This is a genomic window from Coprococcus ammoniilyticus (genome assembly GCF_025567345.1).
In the GTDB taxonomy this organism is placed as follows: Bacteria; Bacillota; Clostridia; order Lachnospirales; family Lachnospiraceae; genus Coprococcus; species Coprococcus ammoniilyticus.
Genome location: NZ_JAOQJS010000001.1, coordinates 380,388 through 399,506, shown reverse-complemented (window position 1 = coordinate 399,506; position 19,119 = coordinate 380,388). Strand labels below are relative to the sequence as shown.

Annotated in this window: 14 protein-coding genes and 3 tRNA genes; 1 reads left to right on the top strand and 16 read right to left on the bottom strand. The window is 40.4% G+C overall.

What is annotated here, in order from left to right:
- Positions 1 to 78: 78 nt before the first annotated feature.
- On the bottom strand, positions 79 to 1,515 hold the full coding sequence (proS, locus tag OCV60_RS01655) for a proline--tRNA ligase (protein ID WP_117784559.1): 1,437 nt from the start codon (positions 1,513 to 1,515) through the stop codon (positions 79 to 81).
- A 298-nt stretch (positions 1,516 to 1,813) separates the two neighbouring features.
- Here proS and OCV60_RS01650 point away from each other — a divergent pair, with 298 nt between their 5' ends.
- Positions 1,814 to 2,509 (top strand): hypothetical protein, encoded by a 696-nt coding sequence (locus OCV60_RS01650; protein WP_021944246.1) that lies wholly within the window; start codon positions 1,814 to 1,816, stop codon positions 2,507 to 2,509.
- Positions 2,510 to 2,511: 2 nt separating this feature from the next.
- Here the strand turns inward: OCV60_RS01650 and OCV60_RS01645 are convergent, their stop codons facing one another.
- From OCV60_RS01645 to OCV60_RS01575, 15 genes are all read right to left on the bottom strand, one after another.
- A complete protein-coding gene (locus OCV60_RS01645) occupies positions 2,512 to 3,213 on the bottom strand; it encodes an RluA family pseudouridine synthase (RefSeq protein ID WP_021944247.1) in 702 nt (233 codons plus the stop codon).
- Positions 3,214 to 3,301: 88 nt separating this feature from the next.
- Positions 3,302 to 3,991 (bottom strand): response regulator transcription factor, encoded by a 690-nt coding sequence (locus tag OCV60_RS01640; RefSeq protein WP_008399752.1) that lies wholly within the window; start codon positions 3,989 to 3,991, stop codon positions 3,302 to 3,304.
- On the bottom strand, positions 3,969 to 5,639 hold the full coding sequence (locus OCV60_RS01635) for a sensor histidine kinase (protein ID WP_262529123.1): 1,671 nt from the start codon (positions 5,637 to 5,639) through the stop codon (positions 3,969 to 3,971). The genes OCV60_RS01640 and OCV60_RS01635 overlap by 23 nt, the downstream gene beginning before the upstream one ends.
- Positions 5,640 to 5,982: 343 nt before the next feature.
- Positions 5,983 to 6,615, bottom strand: a complete 633-nt coding sequence (locus OCV60_RS01630; RefSeq protein WP_021944249.1) for a helix-turn-helix domain-containing protein — start codon at positions 6,613 to 6,615, stop codon at positions 5,983 to 5,985.
- Positions 6,616 to 6,836: 221 nt separating this feature from the next.
- Complete coding sequence (locus OCV60_RS01625; RefSeq protein WP_262529122.1) at positions 6,837 to 7,691, bottom strand: hypothetical protein; 855 nt, start codon at positions 7,689 to 7,691, stop codon at positions 6,837 to 6,839.
- A gap of 11 nt (positions 7,692 to 7,702) precedes the next feature.
- Positions 7,703 to 9,637 carry a L,D-transpeptidase family protein gene (locus OCV60_RS01620; RefSeq protein ID WP_262529120.1) on the bottom strand — a complete coding sequence of 645 codons (1,935 nt, stop codon included), beginning with the start codon at positions 9,635 to 9,637 and terminating at the stop codon, positions 7,703 to 7,705.
- A gap of 14 nt (positions 9,638 to 9,651) precedes the next feature.
- Entirely contained in the window at positions 9,652 to 10,887 is a 1,236-nt protein-coding gene (locus OCV60_RS01615; RefSeq protein WP_262529119.1) for an FtsW/RodA/SpoVE family cell cycle protein, read from the bottom strand.
- Between the two features lie 30 nt (positions 10,888 to 10,917).
- The gene (locus OCV60_RS01610) at positions 10,918 to 12,918 is read right to left on the bottom strand and encodes a hypothetical protein (RefSeq protein ID WP_262529118.1); all 2,001 of its coding nucleotides are present in this window, start codon (positions 12,916 to 12,918) and stop codon (positions 10,918 to 10,920) included.
- A gap of 12 nt (positions 12,919 to 12,930) precedes the next feature.
- Positions 12,931 to 14,457 carry an FHA domain-containing protein gene (locus OCV60_RS01605; protein ID WP_021944254.1) on the bottom strand — a complete coding sequence of 509 codons (1,527 nt, stop codon included), beginning with the start codon at positions 14,455 to 14,457 and terminating at the stop codon, positions 12,931 to 12,933.
- 147 nt (positions 14,458 to 14,604) lie between these two features.
- A tRNA-Cys gene (locus OCV60_RS01600) sits at positions 14,605 to 14,675 on the bottom strand.
- 31 nt (positions 14,676 to 14,706) lie between these two features.
- Positions 14,707 to 14,778: transfer RNA gene (locus tag OCV60_RS01595), tRNA-Asn, on the bottom strand.
- Between the two features lie 77 nt (positions 14,779 to 14,855).
- Positions 14,856 to 14,943: transfer RNA gene (locus OCV60_RS01590), tRNA-Ser, on the bottom strand.
- 90 nt (positions 14,944 to 15,033) lie between these two features.
- A complete protein-coding gene (locus OCV60_RS01585; RefSeq protein WP_262529116.1) occupies positions 15,034 to 16,281 on the bottom strand; it encodes a fibronectin type III domain-containing protein in 1,248 nt (415 codons plus the stop codon).
- A gap of 106 nt (positions 16,282 to 16,387) precedes the next feature.
- Positions 16,388 to 17,386, bottom strand: a complete 999-nt coding sequence (locus tag OCV60_RS01580) for a hypothetical protein (protein ID WP_262529115.1) — start codon at positions 17,384 to 17,386, stop codon at positions 16,388 to 16,390.
- A gap of 215 nt (positions 17,387 to 17,601) precedes the next feature.
- Entirely contained in the window at positions 17,602 to 18,894 is a 1,293-nt protein-coding gene (locus tag OCV60_RS01575) for a fibronectin type III domain-containing protein (RefSeq protein WP_262529114.1), read from the bottom strand.
- Between the last annotated feature and the right edge of the window lie 225 nt (positions 18,895 to 19,119).

The window sequence follows — 19,119 nt, the reverse complement described above, 5'->3', positions numbered from 1 at the left end:
CACCTATTGCAAGTATCATAAATTCCGCAAAATCAAATACACTACTTATCTATCATCTGCTAATAGCCGATGTTCCTCTTAGTATGCCTTGCCAAAGTATACCATAGTCTTTGCTGGCTTACCGCAATGTACACAGACATCGGACAAATGCTCCTGCTCAAACGGCATACATCTGGTTGTTGCACCGGTCTCATCCTTGATTGCTTCCTCACAGGCTCTGTCGCCACACCACATAGCTTTGATGAATCCCTGCTTTCTTGTCAGAATGTCAGTGAATTCTTCCCAGTTATGAGCCTCATGTGTATTGGCATCTCTGTGAGCAGTTGCCTTTGCAAGCATGTCTGCCTGCATCTTCTCAAGAATTTCTCCAACTGCTTCTGTAATATTATCTAATGACACAACTGTCTTTTCTCTGTTATCACGACGTACGATAACTGCCTGACCAGCTTCGATATCCTTTGGTCCGATCTCGATACGAACCGGAATGCCGCGCATCTCCTGCTCAGAGAATTTCCAGCCTGGGTTCTTATTAGAATCATCCAGCTTAACTGTGAACTTCTCAGAAAGAGCTGCCTTGATCTCCTGTGCCTTTTCAAGAACGCCTTCCTTCTTCTGGTTAATCGGAATGATCATAACCTGTGTAGGAGCGATTCTTGGTGGAAGCACCAGGCCGCTGTCATCACCGTGAACCATGATGATCGCGCCGATAATTCTGGTTGACATACCCCATGAAGTCTGGTGTACATACTGTAATTTATTATTTGCGTCTGTATACTGAACGCCAAATGCCTTGGCAAATCCATCTCCGAAATTATGGCTTGTACCGGACTGAAGTGCCTTACCATCATGCATCAGAGCTTCGATCGTATAAGTAGCCTCTGCACCTGCAAACTTCTCTTTATCTGTCTTACGTCCCTTGATCATAGGAATAGCCAGAACCTGCTCACAGAAATCAGCATAGACATTTAACATCTGGATGGTTCTTTCCTCTGCTTCTTCTGCTGTAGCATGTGCCGTATGACCTTCCTGCCATAAGAATTCCATCGAACGAAGGAAAGGTCTGGTTGTCTTTTCCCAACGAACAACTGAACACCACTGGTTATAAACCTTTGGAAGATCTCTATATGAATGAATGATATTCGAATACAGATCACAGAACAGAGTCTCTGATGTAGGTCTTACACATAAACGCTCCGGAAGTGGATCCAAGCCACCCTGTGTTACCCATGCAACTTCAGGTGCAAATCCTTCTACGTGATCCTTCTCCTTCTGAAGAAGACTTTCAGGAATGAACAATGGCATATATACATTTTCTACGCCTATTTCCTTGAATCTTCTGTCGAGTTCCTTCTGTATATTTTCCCAGATGGCATAACCGGCCGGTCGTAAAATCATGCATCCTCTTACACTTGAATAATCTGTAAGCTCTGCTTTCTTTACAACATCTGTGTACCACTGGGCAAAATCTTCGTCCATGGAAGTAATAGCCTCTACTAATTTCTTTTCATTAGCCATCTCAATTTTCTCCTTTATATACTTATAAAATAATTCTATCGTGCAGCCTTTTAAATATGTCTGACATCTATACCTGTCCTTTAAAAAGTTACATACCTTCTGTCATTATATAGATATAACCTGATATTTTCAAGGGATTTTTGCCGGTTCTGCCAGAATGTAAAACATTTTTTCTTGCAATTTGCACTGTTTCTGTATATATTATCCATGATGAAAAGCACTAAACATAGGAATGAAAAATCATTTGTCTGCAACGAATGATCTTTCCATATTCCAAACAAATAATGAGGGTAAAATAATGAATAAACAGGAGTCAAATACATCTTTCCATTTGAAAGACAAATCAACAAAAACCGGAAAACTTCCGGTCTCTGAACAATATCTGGAAGATAAGGAAATCCAGGATCAGACAGAACAATTAAAAAATCAGACAGATATATCAACAGAAGGTCTGACCGAGACAGCCATTCTTCGTTTAAAAGCGGAGCAAACTTTTGCAAATAAGTCAAATGGTATCTCCGGTGCCACGCACAGCATCAGCACCTCCTACCACGAGGCAGTTCGGGAACAACAGGCATCTCTGACAAGGCATCGCAAGAACCGCCATACCTTTGCAATCGTCCGGAAAACCATAACACTTGTTGTAATCTTTGCGATCCTGGTTGCCGGTATCTACTTCCTGTCCACACATCTCCGGAATCTGAAGCCACACGATGACAAATCCATGCAGGAGCTTCTCTGTGAATCAAAATGGACAATAGAAGATCTTGGCAGTTTCACATTCACAGAAGACAACAAAGTGATCAAAAAGAAAGGCTCCACCGAAACTGGAACCTATGAAGTAACAGATGACGACATTTTGATCATGCATTTCAAAAAAGAAGATCTGAGTTATCTGTTGGAAACCAGTTCAGATGGAACCGTAAAATGGGTACACAGCTATAATGGCTTTGAAGAAGTCATTATTCCGAATACCATTCCAATTACAAAATAATATTAAAATTCATCCAGCTCGATGATCTCAAAGGCTTTGCCCTCCGGCTCATTCTTAAAGATCATATGCTCACCCGTCACCGGATGCTCGAATTCCAGTCTGGATGCATGCAGACCGATCTGCTTATAAGATTTCTTTGTTTTCTGGAACTTTGGATTATACTTTGTATCGCCCCAGATTCCAGCTTTTTTACCAGCCATCTGTACACGGATCTGATGGGTTCTGCCTGTGATAAGATTGATCAGAACATAACTTAAGATTCCATCATCTGTCTCCATGACATCTAACACTTCATAATCCAGCTCCGCTAATTTGGCTCCCGGCGTATCTTTATCCACAATTCTTGTGACATTTGTCTTGTTATCGTGAATCAGATAATTCGTAATCGTTCCGGCATCATTCGGAAGTTCTCCGGTTAAGATTGCCTGATAATATTTGACCATCTCGCCATCTTCACTCTGCTTTGACAGCTTCGAAGCAGCCTCCTTGTTCTTGGCAAATAACATAATGCCGCCAACCGGACGATCCAGTCTATGGATCGGAGCCAGATATGGTTCCTCTGTCCGATGCTCTTTCTCAAAAATGCGAAGCTTCAACATACTGACCATATTTTCAGAATTCTTCTTGTCCGGCTGGGATGGCAACCCATACGGCTTCACCGCAACCAATATATCATTATCTTCATATAATACTTCTATCTTCATCTGTTATCTCCTTATCAGAACCTATCAAAATCCAAAGCTCTGATGCACACTCTCCCATCTGTGCAGGTTCTGTCCCCACACTTTTTCACTACATTCTGAATCGGTATCCAACGCCCCATACAGTTTCGATGTACTGTGGCTTAGATGTATCAAATTCGATCTTCTCACGGATCTTCTTGATATGAACCGTAACGGTTGCGATATCTCCGATACTCTCCATATTCCAGATCTTGTTAAACAGTTCATCCTTTGAAAATACCTTATTCGGATTGCTTGCAAGGAAAGTCAGAAGATCAAATTCCTTATTTGTAAATACCTTCTCTTCTCCATCCACATAGACACGACGATCGGTCTTGTCAATCTTTAATCCACGGATCTCAATGACATCATTCTGCAATGCGGTTGAACCAATCAGACGCTCATATCTGGAAATATGTGCCTTTACTCTGGCAACCAACTCACTTGGACTGAATGGCTTTGTTACATAATCATCAACACCAAGTCCAAGTCCACGGATCTTATCAATATCATTCTTCTTTGCTGTAACCATGATGATCGGAATATCCTTCTTCTCACGAATCTGACGACAGATTTCAAATCCATCCAGATCCGGAAGCATCAGATCAAGCAGGATCAGGCTGTAATCATTCTCTAATGCCTTATCCAGACCCTTTGCTCCATTTGTCTCTATCTCAACCTCAAAATCATTCAACTCCAGATAATCCCGCTCCAGCTCTGCTATGCTAAGTTCATCTTCAATTATCAGTATTCTGCTCATCTTTATTTTCCTCCTTGATGTATTTCTTCAATGTGAAATAGATCGTTGTACCTTCACCTTTCTTACTGGTCGCCCAGATCTTTCCACCATGTTCTTCCACGATCTTCTTGCAGATAGCAAGCCCCAGTCCGCTTCCACCTCTGGAACGTCTTGCACTGTCTGCACGATACGTTCGGTCAAATATATGCGGCAGGCTCTCTTTGTCGATCCCCCGTCCATCATCATTGATCGATACCTTGATCATTTTCTCACTTTCTTCTATAGAAATGTCAATATGACCTTCCTCTTTATCTGTATACTTGATCGCATTTGTCACAATATTGTTAATAACACGCTTCAACTGATCCGGATCAACAACAACCTTTACATCTTCCGCACAATAATTGTTATAGTTCAGTGTCATATTATGTGATAACAGATCTGCCCGAACCTCTTCCATACAGTCATTAAAATAGTCTTTTACCGATACTCTGTGGAATTCATACGGAATCGCATTGTTCGTGATATTGGTATATAGCGACAATTCGTTGATCAGCGCATCCAATTCATTTGCCTTATTATAGATCATCTTCAGATAACGATCCTGCTTCTCCGGTGTGTCTGCCACACCATCCATCAGACCCTCAACGTATCCTTTGATCGTTGTAATCGGAGTTTTCAGATCATGAGAAATGTTACTGATCAGCTCCCTGTTTTCTTCCTCATACTGCATCTTAAGCTCAACCGATTCATTCAGGCGCTCTCTCATGTCGTTAAATGACCGGCATAATTCTCCAATCTCATCTTTTCTTCCATCACTGACCTCTACCGGCTCTCCCAGATTCCCGGTACCAATCTCCTCTGCTGCCTCCTTCAGACGAACCAGCGGACGGATGAACTGTACATATACCAGTGTCGACAAAGCAGTTGTCAGAACCAGCATGATCAAGAACATCATAAGGATAAATCCAACCAGCGCACTCTTAAACTGGCTGACGTAATTACCATAATATGTAACCAGGAAAATACTGATCGATTTGCCATTGATCTGATAATCGATCTCATTACACAGATATGCCTGTGGAGATGTCAGCATATATTCATAAGTTTTGCCATATTTTCCAAATGCATATGAACCCTGATCGCCCATTTCCCCGGAACCGGACTCTGATGAACTGTTTTCTACTTCCTCCTGCTTGATTCCCTTCTCACCATTTATATAGATTGCACGTTTGGTAAGTAAAGACGCTTCCAGTTTTTCTACTTCATCTTTTATACCGGAATATGTAAATTCACCATCAATATAGACAAGCACCGATGTCCTGTAATTTCCGGCTTTCTGGTTCAGACTGTCCAGATATTTCTTATCATAGAATTTGCCCGGATCTGTCTGCAGATCCTCCTGCACATCCGACATGATGATCGACAGATTCCGATATGTTTCCTTAATCGGATCGCTGATCGAATATAATGACTGTATACTGTAACCGTCACCAAACATTTCTGACAAATAACTTCGTCCAATCACGATCGTACCTACCAACATGATCAGCACGATAAAGATCCAGACGGAAACCAACGCCCATTTAACTTTTTTTATGATCTTCATATGTTTTCCTTTATAATTGTTTTTCCTCGCATTGCTCCAGATTGCTCTCGCATTGCTCATCTCGTAATCCTTCGGATTGCTCTCGCATCGCTCATCTCGTAATCCTTCGGATTACTCTCGCATCGCTCATCTCGTAATCCTTCGGATTACTCTCGCAATGCTCATCTCGTAATCCTTCGGATTACTCTCGCAATGCTCATCTCGTAATCTTTCAGATTACTCGATGTCCGTGCTTCGCACTATCAGATCATAAAAATAAATCAGGTCTTGTGCAAGCACAACCTGGTTTATTTTTATGATCTGGCATTGCTCGGCATACGCTCATTATATCACGGATTCAATTTCTCTTATATGAAGTTTTTATAAAGAAAGACTAGCAGATGGATGAAGCTGGCATATGTTCTTATTTATTCTTCTTACCAAATAATCGTTTTTTCTTTTTTCCTCCGGCTTCTGCTGCCGCGATCTCCCGTCTGGTCTGCTGCATTTCCCGAATCACGGTATCCAGTCTCTGATACCGTTCCTCTGCCCGCTCATCCTGTTCCTTCATAATAACGTCCATCTGCTTTGCGATCTGCTCTGTTGCTTCCGCAGTTACTGCCTGACTGATCGGCTTGATATTCTCCTTTATCGAATTTCCCACAATCTTCGTCATCATCGACTGGAACTGTACCAGCTTAAAATCAACAATCCGCTCCTGATCCTCACCCGGCTCCTCCGTGATCTGGGTAACTGTATTGACCAGTTCCGAGGTGAAATCTGTTTCAACCTCCTTCGATGCCGTTTCAACCGGAACTCCATTTTCCAGAATATCATACATTTTCTGCACCAGTTCATGGATCGCCTTTAACTGGATCCCACGATCCTTCAGCTCCTTTATCTTCTTCAAAATTCTGATATCCTGCTCATCATAGTACCGATGTCCCATATCATTTCGCTTGATCCTCATATCCAGTTCTTCTTCCCAGTAGCGAAGCACATGTGGTTCAACATCCACCATTTTTGCCGCCTCTTTTATCAGATATTTATTTCCCATTTGAATAGCACCCTCCTGATATTTTTTGTGAACCTCCCAGAAGGCCTGTCCACTTCACAAAATAATTCTACATTTATCTTCCCCTCTCTACAATTCTTATCGTGAGCATTCTTTTTACAGCTTTCTACATAAAAAAACATCCCGGTCAGAACGTTATCCGGATTCCTTTTCAGCTTCCGGGCAACATCTCCAACCGGGATGTAATATCATATATTTGCAGGCTAATTATTGATCTTTACGATCTTATAAACCCCATCCGATGTCATGCGAAAATAAATATTCTTACTTGCTGAACCGATCAGCCATGCATCACCATCCCTGCTCTTCCGCAGGTTATCGATCGCATCAGTTCCTACTGCCTCCAACAGCTTATCTGTGAAGATCTGATCAGCCGGGATCGCCATCAGCTCATCTATATTTGCAATGGACTCTCCGCTTCCAAGTTCCTGCGGATAGTTCAGGATCTCAGACAAGCCATTGACATCCTTATTCTGGAACACCGTTATGATCTGTTGTGCAAATGCTTTACTTTCCGCCTCTGCATTCTCGATCACATCTTCTCTCTCATCATAATGATCCTCAAATGAAAGCAATGGAAGGATACTGTCTACAACTGAATCCTCTGCTGTTACATAGATGTACAGACAATAATGAATATTCGTATCACTCCAGAAAACAACTCTGCCTGGATTCAGCTTATAATACGTTGCATTGTATCCCTGAACCCCTGATACCAGCATATCTCCGGTACCGGTATTCGTTACCCCTGCCAGATCAAAATCACTGTATACCGCAGATGCAAGGAACTGACAATCAATTCCGTTATAAACAAATTTTATACAGGCGATCTCTTTATTTTTGATCTCGTATGAAACATCCTTAACCATATTTGAAGAAGCAACATCAATGAGCATGCCAAGCCGCTTAAAATCCTCCGGACCACTGACCGGGCCGTCAGTTACAACCTCTGTTGTCTCTTCTTTTGGCTGACTGTCGGCTTTTCCACAAGCAGTACAGACCGCAAGTAATCCTGTTAAAATGCACAGACTATAAATCCATTTTCTGAACTTCTGCACGTTATTTCCTCCTAATGGCAGCCATTCTGCTTGCACTTATACTGCATATTTGGATCGGTTGGATCCCATGTGTGCCAGGATGGCAGCTTATATGCAGTTGGCTTTGGAAATGGATCACTGCCCTTTTTATTTATGATTGTAACCTTTGTTCCGACCTCACAATTATCATATAACCATTTTGCATCTCCGGCGGTCAGTCGGACACATCCGTGAGAGCAGGTTGTCCCCAGCTTGTTATATGCATATACACTGAGTGCGTTATTATTATTTACATCATTATAATATACGGAATGGAACAGATATCCTTCATAGATACCGGTACACCACTGTCCCCAGCAAGGTCCCATCAGTTCATGCCATCTGTAGTGACTCTGTGTATGGAAGGTTCCAAGCGGTGTGCTCTGACCTGTAGAACAGATAAAGGAACGGACCGGAATGATATAACCCTTATCTCCATCCTTCGCATATACCGTAACAACATTTGAATACTTATTTACAATGATCTCATAAGAATCCTGCTTGCCAATAACATCATCCACTTCTACCGCACGTTTTCCGTTTGAGCAGAAATAGAACTTATAACCATCCACATATGCCCATTTCTTGCGGTACATCACACCATCCGTACCGAAATAATAATAGGCATCCTTGATCTTCTTATAACCTGTCTGCGGATGTCCGTTATTATCGCAATAGTATGTATTTCCATCTATAGTGACAAGCCCTGTCGCATTTGCAAGTTTTCCATCTGTCCGGAAAATATAGATCTTACCGCTGATCGTATGTGGACCTGTATATGCAGTTCCGGTCCTGTCAAAATAATATGTATTCTTGTCAACGGTCTTCCATGCTTCCTTCACAGCCGCACCATCAGATTTAAAATAATAATACTTGCCATTGATCTGTTTCAGTCCGGTTGCCGCATATCCAGTATCCTCCATATAATAAAGCTTTCCATTATATGTTATGAACTGATTTCTGTAGAGCACACCATTCTTATTGAAATAACAGGTATGTCCATCGACAGTTGCAAGTCCGGTTGTTGCCTTTCCGTTACTGCCAAAATAAAACTTCTTGCCATTGATCGTGCGCCATTCATTCTGGATCATTCTTCCATATTTTGTAAAATAATAATACGTTCCCTTTACCTTTTTCAGACCGGAGAATGTATATCCCTTATATCCAACAAAATAAATATTTCCATTTACTGTAAAGAACTTGCTTTTCTGAAGTACGCCATTCTTATTAAAGAAATAACGATGTCCGTCAATCGTACAGAAACCTGTCTTTGCCTTTCCATCATAGCCAAAGTAGAACTTTTTGCCGTTGATCGTTTTCCAGGTCTTAACTGCCATTCTGCCTTTTTTGCTGAAGTAATAATAAGTTCCCTTTACCTTCTTCAGGCCGGAAAACGTATGTCCCTTATATCCAACAAAAAAAGTCTTACCATTTACCTTGAAAAATTTGCTCTTCTGCAGCTCACCCTTATCATTAAAATAATACCGGTTGCCATTAATCGTACAGAAGCCCGTTTTTGCCTGTCCGTTATAGCCAAAGAAGAATTTCTTACCATTGACTACTTTCCAGACCTTCTTCTGCATTCTGCCATGCTTATCAAAGAAATATCTGGCATCACCGATCTTCTTTTTACCGGTAACTGCCCGACCATTTTTCTTACTGAAATAATAGGTCTTTCCGGAAAGAACCTTCCAGCCCTTTACTGCCTTTCCATTCTCGTAATACTTCCGGCCGCCTTTTACATTTACCCAGCCGTTTTTCACTGCTGCCAGTTCAGCACCGGCTGTTGTCTGTAATTCTGCATCCGTAGCCTCTGCCGATTTTCCAGATGTATAAGCCTCTTCCGCTCTGGATGGTATTGATATGGCTCCTGCCATACATACGGCAAATGCCATCACCACCAGTAAACCTCTAAGTATCTTTTTCATTGTTCTCTCCTCATCTAAGATATTCTTGAATATTTTCGATTCACCTGCTGTCTCCGTATTCCGATCACAAGTCCGATCTCCATTAATGTACATATGATGGCAGAACCACCTGCACTGATAAATGGCAGCGATACACCTGTATTCGGAAAGAAATTCACAGCCACGCAGACATTGACTATAATCTGGAAAATGATATGTAAGATCACCCCGATCACAACCACACTTGCATATATATTTCTGGACTCTTTCACAACAATAACCATCTGATACAAAAGATATCCAAACATCAAAAACATAATAATAACACCGATCAGTCCAAGCTCCTCACAGATGATAGCAAAGATCATATCATTCTGTGCTTCCGGAATGTTGCTCAGCTTCTGTGTACCATTTCCAAGTCCCTTGCCAAGCAGTCCGCCGCTTCCGATCGCATACAGAGACTGTAATGGCTGATAGCCAAGCGTACCTGCATACCGTTCCGGATCCAGCCATCCGAAGAATCTCCGGATCTGATATGGGTATTTGTCCATCTCACTGTCAAGCGGCATATTCGCCTTTAACCACATGATAAAGATAACAATCACTACAATACCAGCCGCTGCAATGATCAGATGCGTTTTTGGATGTTTTCCAACAATAAATGTCAGAATAAATACCATGAGCATAAGGATCAGGCAACTGCTCAGGTTGGATGATATCTTCAATATCAGTCCCGCCTGAAGTGCAACTAACAGCCATAAGATCAAGGTATATCTGAATTTATCAAATTCCTTCCAGAAACGGTTCACATACCAGCCCATAAAAACGATCATACATACCTTTGTTGCATCCGCAACCTGAAGCTGCATAAATCCCAGATTCAGCCATCTGGTCGCACCACCGGAATTAATACCAAGTGGTGTCTTTAACATAACGATCAAAACCAGAGATATAACATACGCCAGGATTCCACATTTCTTGATCAGCTTATACGGAACCCAGTTAAGGAATGCAGCAATAATAACTCCAAGTGCCATTACCTTCAACTGCTTCTTAAAGTAATATGCCGAATCGTAATTCGTGACTCTGCTGATCGACGATGTATAACTGGACGCACTGAAGATCATAATAAGTCCAAATGCCATAAGGAACACAACTGCAACTATGATCTTGATCTCTACTCCTGGGGTATAGGTATATCCTTTTTTCTCTGTCTGTCCGTTCTGTTCCACTTTTCCCCGAACACTCATATCCTGTCCGTTTGAAACCATGGTTACCCCTTTCTCACTTTAACGAATTTTTTATTTAATAGTAAATGTAAATTTCTCAACCAGCTTATCGGAATCATCATATACATATAAGGTTGCATCTCCCTTGATCGCAGATGACGGATCAATGCTCATCCATGTTGTATAACGATCCTTTACCTCTCCAAATGTAATGTCATTGCTCTTTGTACCATCTGAATATATTACATACCCTTTCAGACTCATAGATGCATCATTTTCATTCAGATACATAGTATGTACATAGATCGTCTTGCTGGAATCCGCAGATGTCTTCTTATTTTTGTAATCATCCAGTTTATCATTTACAAATGATTCTACTGTCCATCCGATCAGCTTTGTATAATCATCTTCTGCCGAACCATAATCTGCATAACGAAGATCACAGAGATAACTCATCGTTGTCTCATCACTGCGATCCTTATGATCCTTTACATAAGCTGCTTTTGCCTTGTTGATCTTATCCGTTACATCTTTCTTTGTAACCTGCTCGTATTTCTCAACAGCACCCTTGTAATCCTTGCTCTTGTAAAGAGAGCTTCCCCATTTTGTATAAGCACTGTCAATCTTCTTTGTGCAGTCTTTATACTTGGAATCCACCTCACCGTAAGTCTTGATCGCATCCTCAAACTTCTCATCTGCCAGATATGCCTCTGCCTGCTTGATCAGACACTCATTTGCCTTATCGGAATAATCGGAATATTCTGATTTCAGGAACAGCTCTTTTGCTGCCGCATACTCTTTAGCTTCCATTTTGTCAGATGCATTATTGTAGTAACATTCCTTGATCTTATCTGCGGCATCCTTATAATCTCCGGCTGTCTCGTATGCCTTGACTGCCTCGTCATATTTCTTCTGCTCTGCAAGTGTCTCACCATTCATGTAAGAACACTCTTTTACTTTTTCTGCCGCTCCGGTATAATCTCCTGCCTTTGTATAATACTCAGCAGCTTCTGTATATTTCTTCTCACCGTAGAGCTTCTCTGCCTGATTGAAATAACACTCTTTTGCCTTATCTGCTGCATCCTTATATTCATCTGCAACTGTTTCCAATGCAATTACTTTCTCATAAGATGCCGCTGCATCAATATAATTGCCTTCTTCTGCAAGACTTGCTGCATACTCATAATATACGCCGCCATTTACCTTCGTCTCTGCATCCTTCATCCAGCCGGCTTTCTTATACAGTTCAACTGCATCATCGATCCGTCCATCCGTATAAGCCTCTTCTGCCTTGTTATAATTCAGATACTTTGGAACAACATAAGCAGCTCCACCGCCAAGAGCAAGAACAACTACGATCAGAATAATGATCAGTGCTACTTTTCCACCCTTGCCTTTTTTCTCTTTTGGCTGCTTTGGTGTCTTTGGTTCTTTTGAAGCCTTTGGAGCTTTCGGCTGTTTCGGAGCCTTTTCCTTTTTTGACTTTTTATCTTTCTTTTTCTCATCCTTTTCATTTACAGGCATACCACCCATAGCACCTGGCTGGCCAGGGATTGGTCTTGGCTGAAATGGCGGGATTCCATTCTGTGGTGCTGCACCCGGCTGACCCTGCATTGGTCTTGGCTGGAATGGCGGAACCATCCCATTTGGTTCCGGCATCGGACGGCCGTTTGGTCCCGGCATTGGGCGGCCGTTTGAACCCGGCATCGGCATTCCGTTCGGATTCGGCATTGGCATTCCCTGATTCTTCAGCATATCGGCTGACAGAACCGTTGTACCTTCTTCATCCTCATTTTCTTCAACCTTCTTATCCAGATCAACTGCCTTTAATACAGTCGTCCCTTCTTCTTCCATTTCATCTGTATCAACAACAGCAGCATTTGCCTCTTTGCTGATGTCCGGCAATTCCTTTCCTATATCCTCATTTTTTGATACATCTGCTGCCTGGGAAGCTACATCCTCCATTCTGACACTGTTACCGTTGTCAGCTGCCATATCCTCAACTTTTTTCCCGCAAACAGGACAAACCTTCATATCCGGTCCAAGTTCGCAGCCACAATTATCACAATACATGACAGTTCCTCCTTATTTAATCTTAAAGAAAAATTCTTCATTTGAAAGCTGTATCGTACTATTATCCGGGATCACAACCTCAATATTGCTGTAAAGCATCTCCCCATTCAGGTATGTGTGATTGGTTGAATTATTATCCCTTAAATAATAAACACCATTTATATTTGTAATATAAGCATGTCTTCTGCTGACAGATTTATTGTCTGTAATCTTGAAATCAACACCCTGGTCTGCCTTACCCATACAGAATACCTGCTTATTAATATAAATCTTCTCTCCGGTTCTTTTTCTGACAAGAATTGGACGCTTCAGACCATCACTTAATGATTTCGACAATACTGTTGTCTCATCCTCGCTGTCATCCGGCTTTCTGGTTTGTCTGTCCTCGGACAGTCTGCCAATCTCTTCGTTTCTTCTTCGAACCTCCATCGCCAGTTTTCTGGCTTCTTCATTGTTCTTTCTGGCTTCATATTCTGCACGCATTCTGGCTTCCTCTGCGCGCATCTCTTCTTCCCGTGCCAGCCGAACTTCTTCTGCCAGTCTTTCTGCTTCTGCCGAAGCTCTCCGGAATTCTTCTTCCGCCTGACTTGCCTGTTCCTCTGCCAGTAATCTGGCTGTATTTATCTCTTTTTTAGAATTCTCATCCTCCGCTTCCCGCATCTTACATGCATATAAAACTGCGGTCTGTGATTTGTTATTATATTCTTTTTCTGCGGCCTGTTTGTCAATCTCTGCCTGTATTCTGGCAGCTTCAGCGAGCATCCGCATCTCCTCTGCAGATCTGGCAACATTTGCCTGCTGTTTTGCATACTCTGCCAGCCGTTTTGCCTCACTCTCGGCGTGGAGCCTTGCAATCTCGGCATTTCTGGCAGCTTCCTCGGCACGAAGAATATTAATCTCCATCTTCGCATGATTTGCTGCAATCTCTTTGGTCTTTGATGATGTTTTCTCCGTATTTACCAGCAACTGGCTCTGCGCCCGTAACTCCCGGATAAACAAATTGAACTGGATCGCATTGAATTCCTTGTGTCCATTCAGATACTCTATGATCTGATTTGCACATTCGATCGCCGGTGTATGTGCATAGACAAGCACTGACAGAAAACTTCTGATAAACTCTTCTACACCTGTCATATCTGATGGATTATCAAATGGGAGAAATATCAACTGTACACTGAAATCATTCAATCTTACATACATATATTTCAGGTCAAATACGATCTTTCCCAATTTCAGACCGTTATGTACCATAGACACCATCTGTCTGCTGATACTGTACAAATACTCTACCAGTTCATCCCGGAATATCGGCTTCCCGATCAACTGTTCCATCGTCAGATCACCTTCAATACAGTATTCCAGTATTCTTTCACCTTTTACAAATGTTTCTTTACAGGTATTTGTATTTCCCGCAAAAGGCACATTATATATCTTTATCTCTTCCTGGTTCAGTGTCATTGATTCATCTAATTTGTAACGAACTCTCTGTTCCCTGCTCTTTTGCGTCATAAAGCCCTCCTCCACAAAGGAATCTTTCATTTATATGTCTCCTGAACGCCCCTTTTCTGTTACTCAAAAATAGTTTCAGAAAATGGGACAAACTCCCAGAGTTATTATAACAAACCACTTTGTAAAAGTAAATGCACAACAAAAAAGAGACTGGAAACATTCCAATCTCTTTTCAAGAGGCGCGAGCCGGATTTGAACCGGCGATGACGGTGTTGCAGACCGGGGCCTTACCACTTGGCTATCGCGCCATTTATTAAGTTTTAAAGCTTTCGCTTTAAGCTCCCCGAGTAGGGCTCGAACCTACAACCCCTCGGTTAACAGCCGAGTGCTCTACCATTGAGCTATCGAGGAATATCCTTCGTCAAAATCCATCCAGCAGGGCTCCTGCAATGCCATCTCCCTACGAATTCTATCATTCAGATAAAATACGCAGAAGGAGGGATTTGAACCCTCGCGCCGCGCGAACGGCCTACACCCTTAGCAGGGGCGCCTCTTCAGCCACTTGAGTACTTCTGCAAAATGCCTAAATGAAATGTTCCCACCAGGGATATTAAATTTTGACGCTAGTACATGATAACAAAGGATATATTGTTTGTCAAGTTTTTTTTACTCAATATTCATATATAAATGCCATGTATAGGATGCCTTATATGTGTTCCTGCCAACCTGAACCTCTGGAATAACATACATTGCTGTATATTTTCCCTCAATACAATTATTATATTCATAGGAATTTGTTCCGGCACCAACCGTTGCAACCTCATACCATTCCGGCTTTTCTGCCTTGATATCATTACATGCATATACATGATATTTTGTTACATTCTTTACACTTTCCCAGTTGATCTCTACAGAATTTCTTCCGGTACGCTTCATACTGATCTTTGCCTGTGGGATCACAGTCTGCATATCTGTCCATTTACCAAAATACTTCTTGCCATTGATCTTGACATAGGCTCTGACACGAACCTTGAAGCCTTTATTTTCAACGGAAGGAATGTTGATACTGAGCTTTGTTTTTGTAGAATAATACAAATTCAATCTTCTTCCTTCCAGTGAATATACTTCCATCTGATATCCGGTTGGATCATACTTATCACCAGCCGCTTTTGTCCATCCAATTGTTACAGTATTGCTTTCTGTTGGCTGCCACAATAAATTGTTATACCGGAATGCCGCTACTCTCTTTGGTCTTTTTGGTGATGAATAGAAATCATATGCTTCGATATTTCCACCCTTTGCCATAAAGCCGGAGCTGGAACGCTTTACAGGTACAACACGGACATTATTAACAGATCCGGTTCTGACACGGATCGATACCGCATTTTTCTTTACAACCGCTTTTTTCTTATCATTTACATATACAATATAACGGTTTGCACCTCTCACCTTATCCCACTTAAATCTGATATAATGAGGAGTCGCCTTGATCTGCTTGATCGTAGATTTTGCTGTCTTAGATGGCGAAGTTACTACTTCTAATCTCTTTCCTGCAGGTCCGATCTTATATTTTCCATTTTCTTTTTTATAAACAGCCTTTACAACTACATAATATGTTCTGCTTGACGTAAGGTTACTAATTTTTTTCTTTGTATTTTTACTTCCTACAACATCACATGTTTTATTTGTCAGGCGCTTATATTTTCCGTTTCCTGTTGAAATAAATACATCATAACCATATGCATTCTTCAGACGCTTCCAGCTTACCGTTACAGATTCCTCATCCGATCTGGTCTGCGTTACACCTGTCACCTCACTGGCTGCTGATACATGCAAAACACCATTTGCAAAAAAGCATACTGCTATCATTACAAATATAAATGTTTTTATCATTGATAAATTTCTGTTTTTCATGCCAATCATTTCCTTTTTGTTAAAATTATATTACAAAAATATCAAATTTTTGCTACATAGTCAATATTTATTTCATTTCCGTCATTTACATGTTTACCGGAAGTTATTAATATACCAGCTTTACATGTGTGTACCAGGTCTTATCTGCGGTATACTGCTTTCCCTTTATCTTTACGGTTGGAATAACATAAAGTCCCAATGACTTTCCTGGTGTTAGAGGTTTTGTCACGAAGCTGGTTTTGTTTCTCTTAACGGTTCCAAGCTTGCGATACGTTCGATTCTCGATTGGATCAAATGGATTTTCACATAAATAGATCGTATATTTTACTGCTTTGTCGACCTTCTTCCATTTCAGTCGTACATTATATCGTCCTGCCATGGTAGCCGAGGTAATCTTTGCACCCGGTATGATGGTTTTAAGGTCTGACCACTCTCCATAACACTTCTTATTATTGATCGTAATATATCCGGCAACCTTACATTTGAAACCTTTGTTTTTCACATCTTTCCGACTAAAAGTCAGATATGGATTTGTGCTTGCATAGGTTTTAAGCTTTTTCTTTCCATCTGCGGAATAAATAACGATCTTATAACCCTCTGCATACACTTCATCTTTCGGATTTTTGTCCCACTTGATATTTATACGGTCATCTTTCAGTCTCCACTGTATATAATCTTTTTTAAAGGATGCCAGATTTTTTACTTTTTTTGGTGTTGTTTTTATATTATAAACTCTGCGAGCCCAACTCTCCAGTGCTTCGCCTTCTTCTGTCGTCCTTCCTGCAACAAGCAACAGGGTTCTTTTTGTTCCGGCTTTTGCTTTTATGGTAACTGAAGTTTTTCCAACTACTGTTTTTAGAAGGTTTCCATTTTCATCCAGAACCTTATAATATTCCGCTCCCTCTGAAGCATCCCACTCAATCGTATAAGAATTCGTAGTTGCCTTTGTCTGTCTGATATTATTTACATATGCCGGCTTTGGTTGCCATACCCCATATGTCTCCGCTTTCATATCTTCTGTTTCTGCCTGGCTCACCAGATGTGTTGATCCGGCAATCACCAATGCCATGATCAATAATGCATACCTGACGATTTTGTTTCCCATTATTTTCCTCTTCATCATATCGCATTCCCTCTTTCTTCAATATATTTGTAAATTCCGCCATTTTTATGATCTTTATTATATATCATTCTGATCTTGAATCCTAGTCCCTGATTATAAGATTGAAATTATAAAAAACACTGGAAAAAAACATCAAACTTATGATTTCTCCAGTGTTTTTTCAACTAAATACTTTTATGATTATTAAAGTAATATTTTTAATAATACTTGCTCATATATGTATATGTGTACCAAGTTGCATCTGCCTTATACGACTTCTTACCAATCTTTACAGTCGGAATAACATAGAATCCTGCATATTTACCTGTCTTTAACTTTTTAACAGTATATGCTGTTGTTTTCTTTCCTACTTTTGCAACTTTATACCATTTCTGATTTTTCTTACTTACATTTTCATTTTTACATGCATAGATTGTATAGCTGGTTGCATTCTTTACTTTGGTCCATGACACACGCATAGATGTCTTACTTCTCTGTTCAAGTTTAATCTTTGCCTGAGGAATAACAGTCTTTTTACCAGTTGATTTTCCATAGCATTTTTTATTATTTACTACAACATATCCTGTTGCTTCAACTTTAAATCCTTTATTCTTAACTGCTTTAAGGTTAAATTCCTTATAACTGTCATATTTTCCTACATTATAAGTTTTTAACAACTTCTTACCATCAACTGAATAGATACGAATTCTATATCCATCAGGTAAATATTCTCTATTTGAATTATCATCCCAATAAACTTTAACTGTATTACTATCTGTTGTCTTCCATATAAGATATCCCTTATCAGCATTTGCAAGATTTTCAGCTTTTCCCGGTGCAGCCTTTGCAGAAATCATAGCTCTGGCATTTTCATACAGTGCTTTATATCCAGTAGATATAGTTCTTATCGGATAAACATAATAACTTTTTTCAGATCCTGCAGGTGCTTTTACTGTTATGCTATTTTTTTTTGCTGTTCCTAATAACGTCTGATTACTAATACTTGATGATGTGCCAGTATATACCTGATAACTGGTCGCACCATAAACTTTATCCCATTGTAATGTTACGGAACTTGCTGTTGCTTTTGTCTGTTTTAAATTCGTTACATCTGAAGGCGCCGTTGTAACCTGAACAATAGCTGCCTGAGATTCATTTGTCTGCCAAATATTATAATTTGGATGATATACCGGAACAACTTTTATCTGATAAGTAGTTCCACTGCTTAAATTATTAAGTGTATAAGAACCATCATATGTATCAGGATATTTGCTTGTACTACTATCCACTCTTGTCCATGATGCTCCATTTGTTGATGAATAATAGATATAATATCCATATGCTCCATCTGTTCCAACAAATTCAATTTTAACACTATCATTATCAGCACTTGTCTGTCTGATATTAGATACATTTGTCGCTGCCATAGATGTAATGCTCATCGCAAACAGCATAATACTTGTAATTGCCAGTAAAATTAGTGATTTACTGAATACTCTCTTCTTTTCCATAGAACTCTCCTTTTTTCTTGTTTAAAACCTTTTGCATCAACTGATTCAGCCCAAGAATCAGCCTATAATAATAATTTACGATATATTTGATCTCGTGTCAATTTGGTGTGATTAGTGAATACTGCCAATTTTATTTATGCAGTTTGTACACGTTTACACAGATTTTAAATACACCTTGCATGTACTTTATATAAGTGTACGCATTCAAAGCATTTCATTTTTATA

Coding starts and splice junctions, on each gene's coding strand:
- OCV60_RS01635 (WP_262529123.1), bottom strand. CDS start 5,639: ATGAGCAATGCGAGAGCAATCTGGAGCAATGCGAGGAAAAACAATTAT.
- proS (WP_117784559.1), bottom strand. CDS start 1,515: ATGGCTAATGAAAAGAAATTAGTAGAGGCTATTACTTCCATGGACGAA.
- OCV60_RS01580 (WP_262529115.1), bottom strand. CDS start 17,386: ATGGGAAACAAAATCGTCAGGTATGCATTATTGATCATGGCATTGGTG.
- OCV60_RS01645 (WP_021944247.1), bottom strand. CDS start 3,213: ATGAAGATAGAAGTATTATATGAAGATAATGATATATTGGTTGCGGTG.
- OCV60_RS01605 (WP_021944254.1), bottom strand. CDS start 14,457: ATGAAAGATTCCTTTGTGGAGGAGGGCTTTATGACGCAAAAGAGCAGG.
- OCV60_RS01620 (WP_262529120.1), bottom strand. CDS start 9,637: ATGAAAAAGATACTTAGAGGTTTACTGGTGGTGATGGCATTTGCCGTA.
- OCV60_RS01610 (WP_262529118.1), bottom strand. CDS start 12,918: ATGTATTGTGATAATTGTGGCTGCGAACTTGGACCGGATATGAAGGTT.
- OCV60_RS01585 (WP_262529116.1), bottom strand. CDS start 16,281: ATGAAAAACAGAAATTTATCAATGATAAAAACATTTATATTTGTAATG.
- OCV60_RS01630 (WP_021944249.1), bottom strand. CDS start 6,615: ATGGGAAATAAATATCTGATAAAAGAGGCGGCAAAAATGGTGGATGTT.
- OCV60_RS01575 (WP_262529114.1), bottom strand. CDS start 18,894: ATGGAAAAGAAGAGAGTATTCAGTAAATCACTAATTTTACTGGCAATT.
- OCV60_RS01640 (WP_008399752.1), bottom strand. CDS start 3,991: ATGAGCAGAATACTGATAATTGAAGATGAACTTAGCATAGCAGAGCTG.
- OCV60_RS01650 (WP_021944246.1), top strand. CDS start 1,814: ATGAATAAACAGGAGTCAAATACATCTTTCCATTTGAAAGACAAATCA.
- OCV60_RS01615 (WP_262529119.1), bottom strand. CDS start 10,887: ATGGTTTCAAACGGACAGGATATGAGTGTTCGGGGAAAAGTGGAACAG.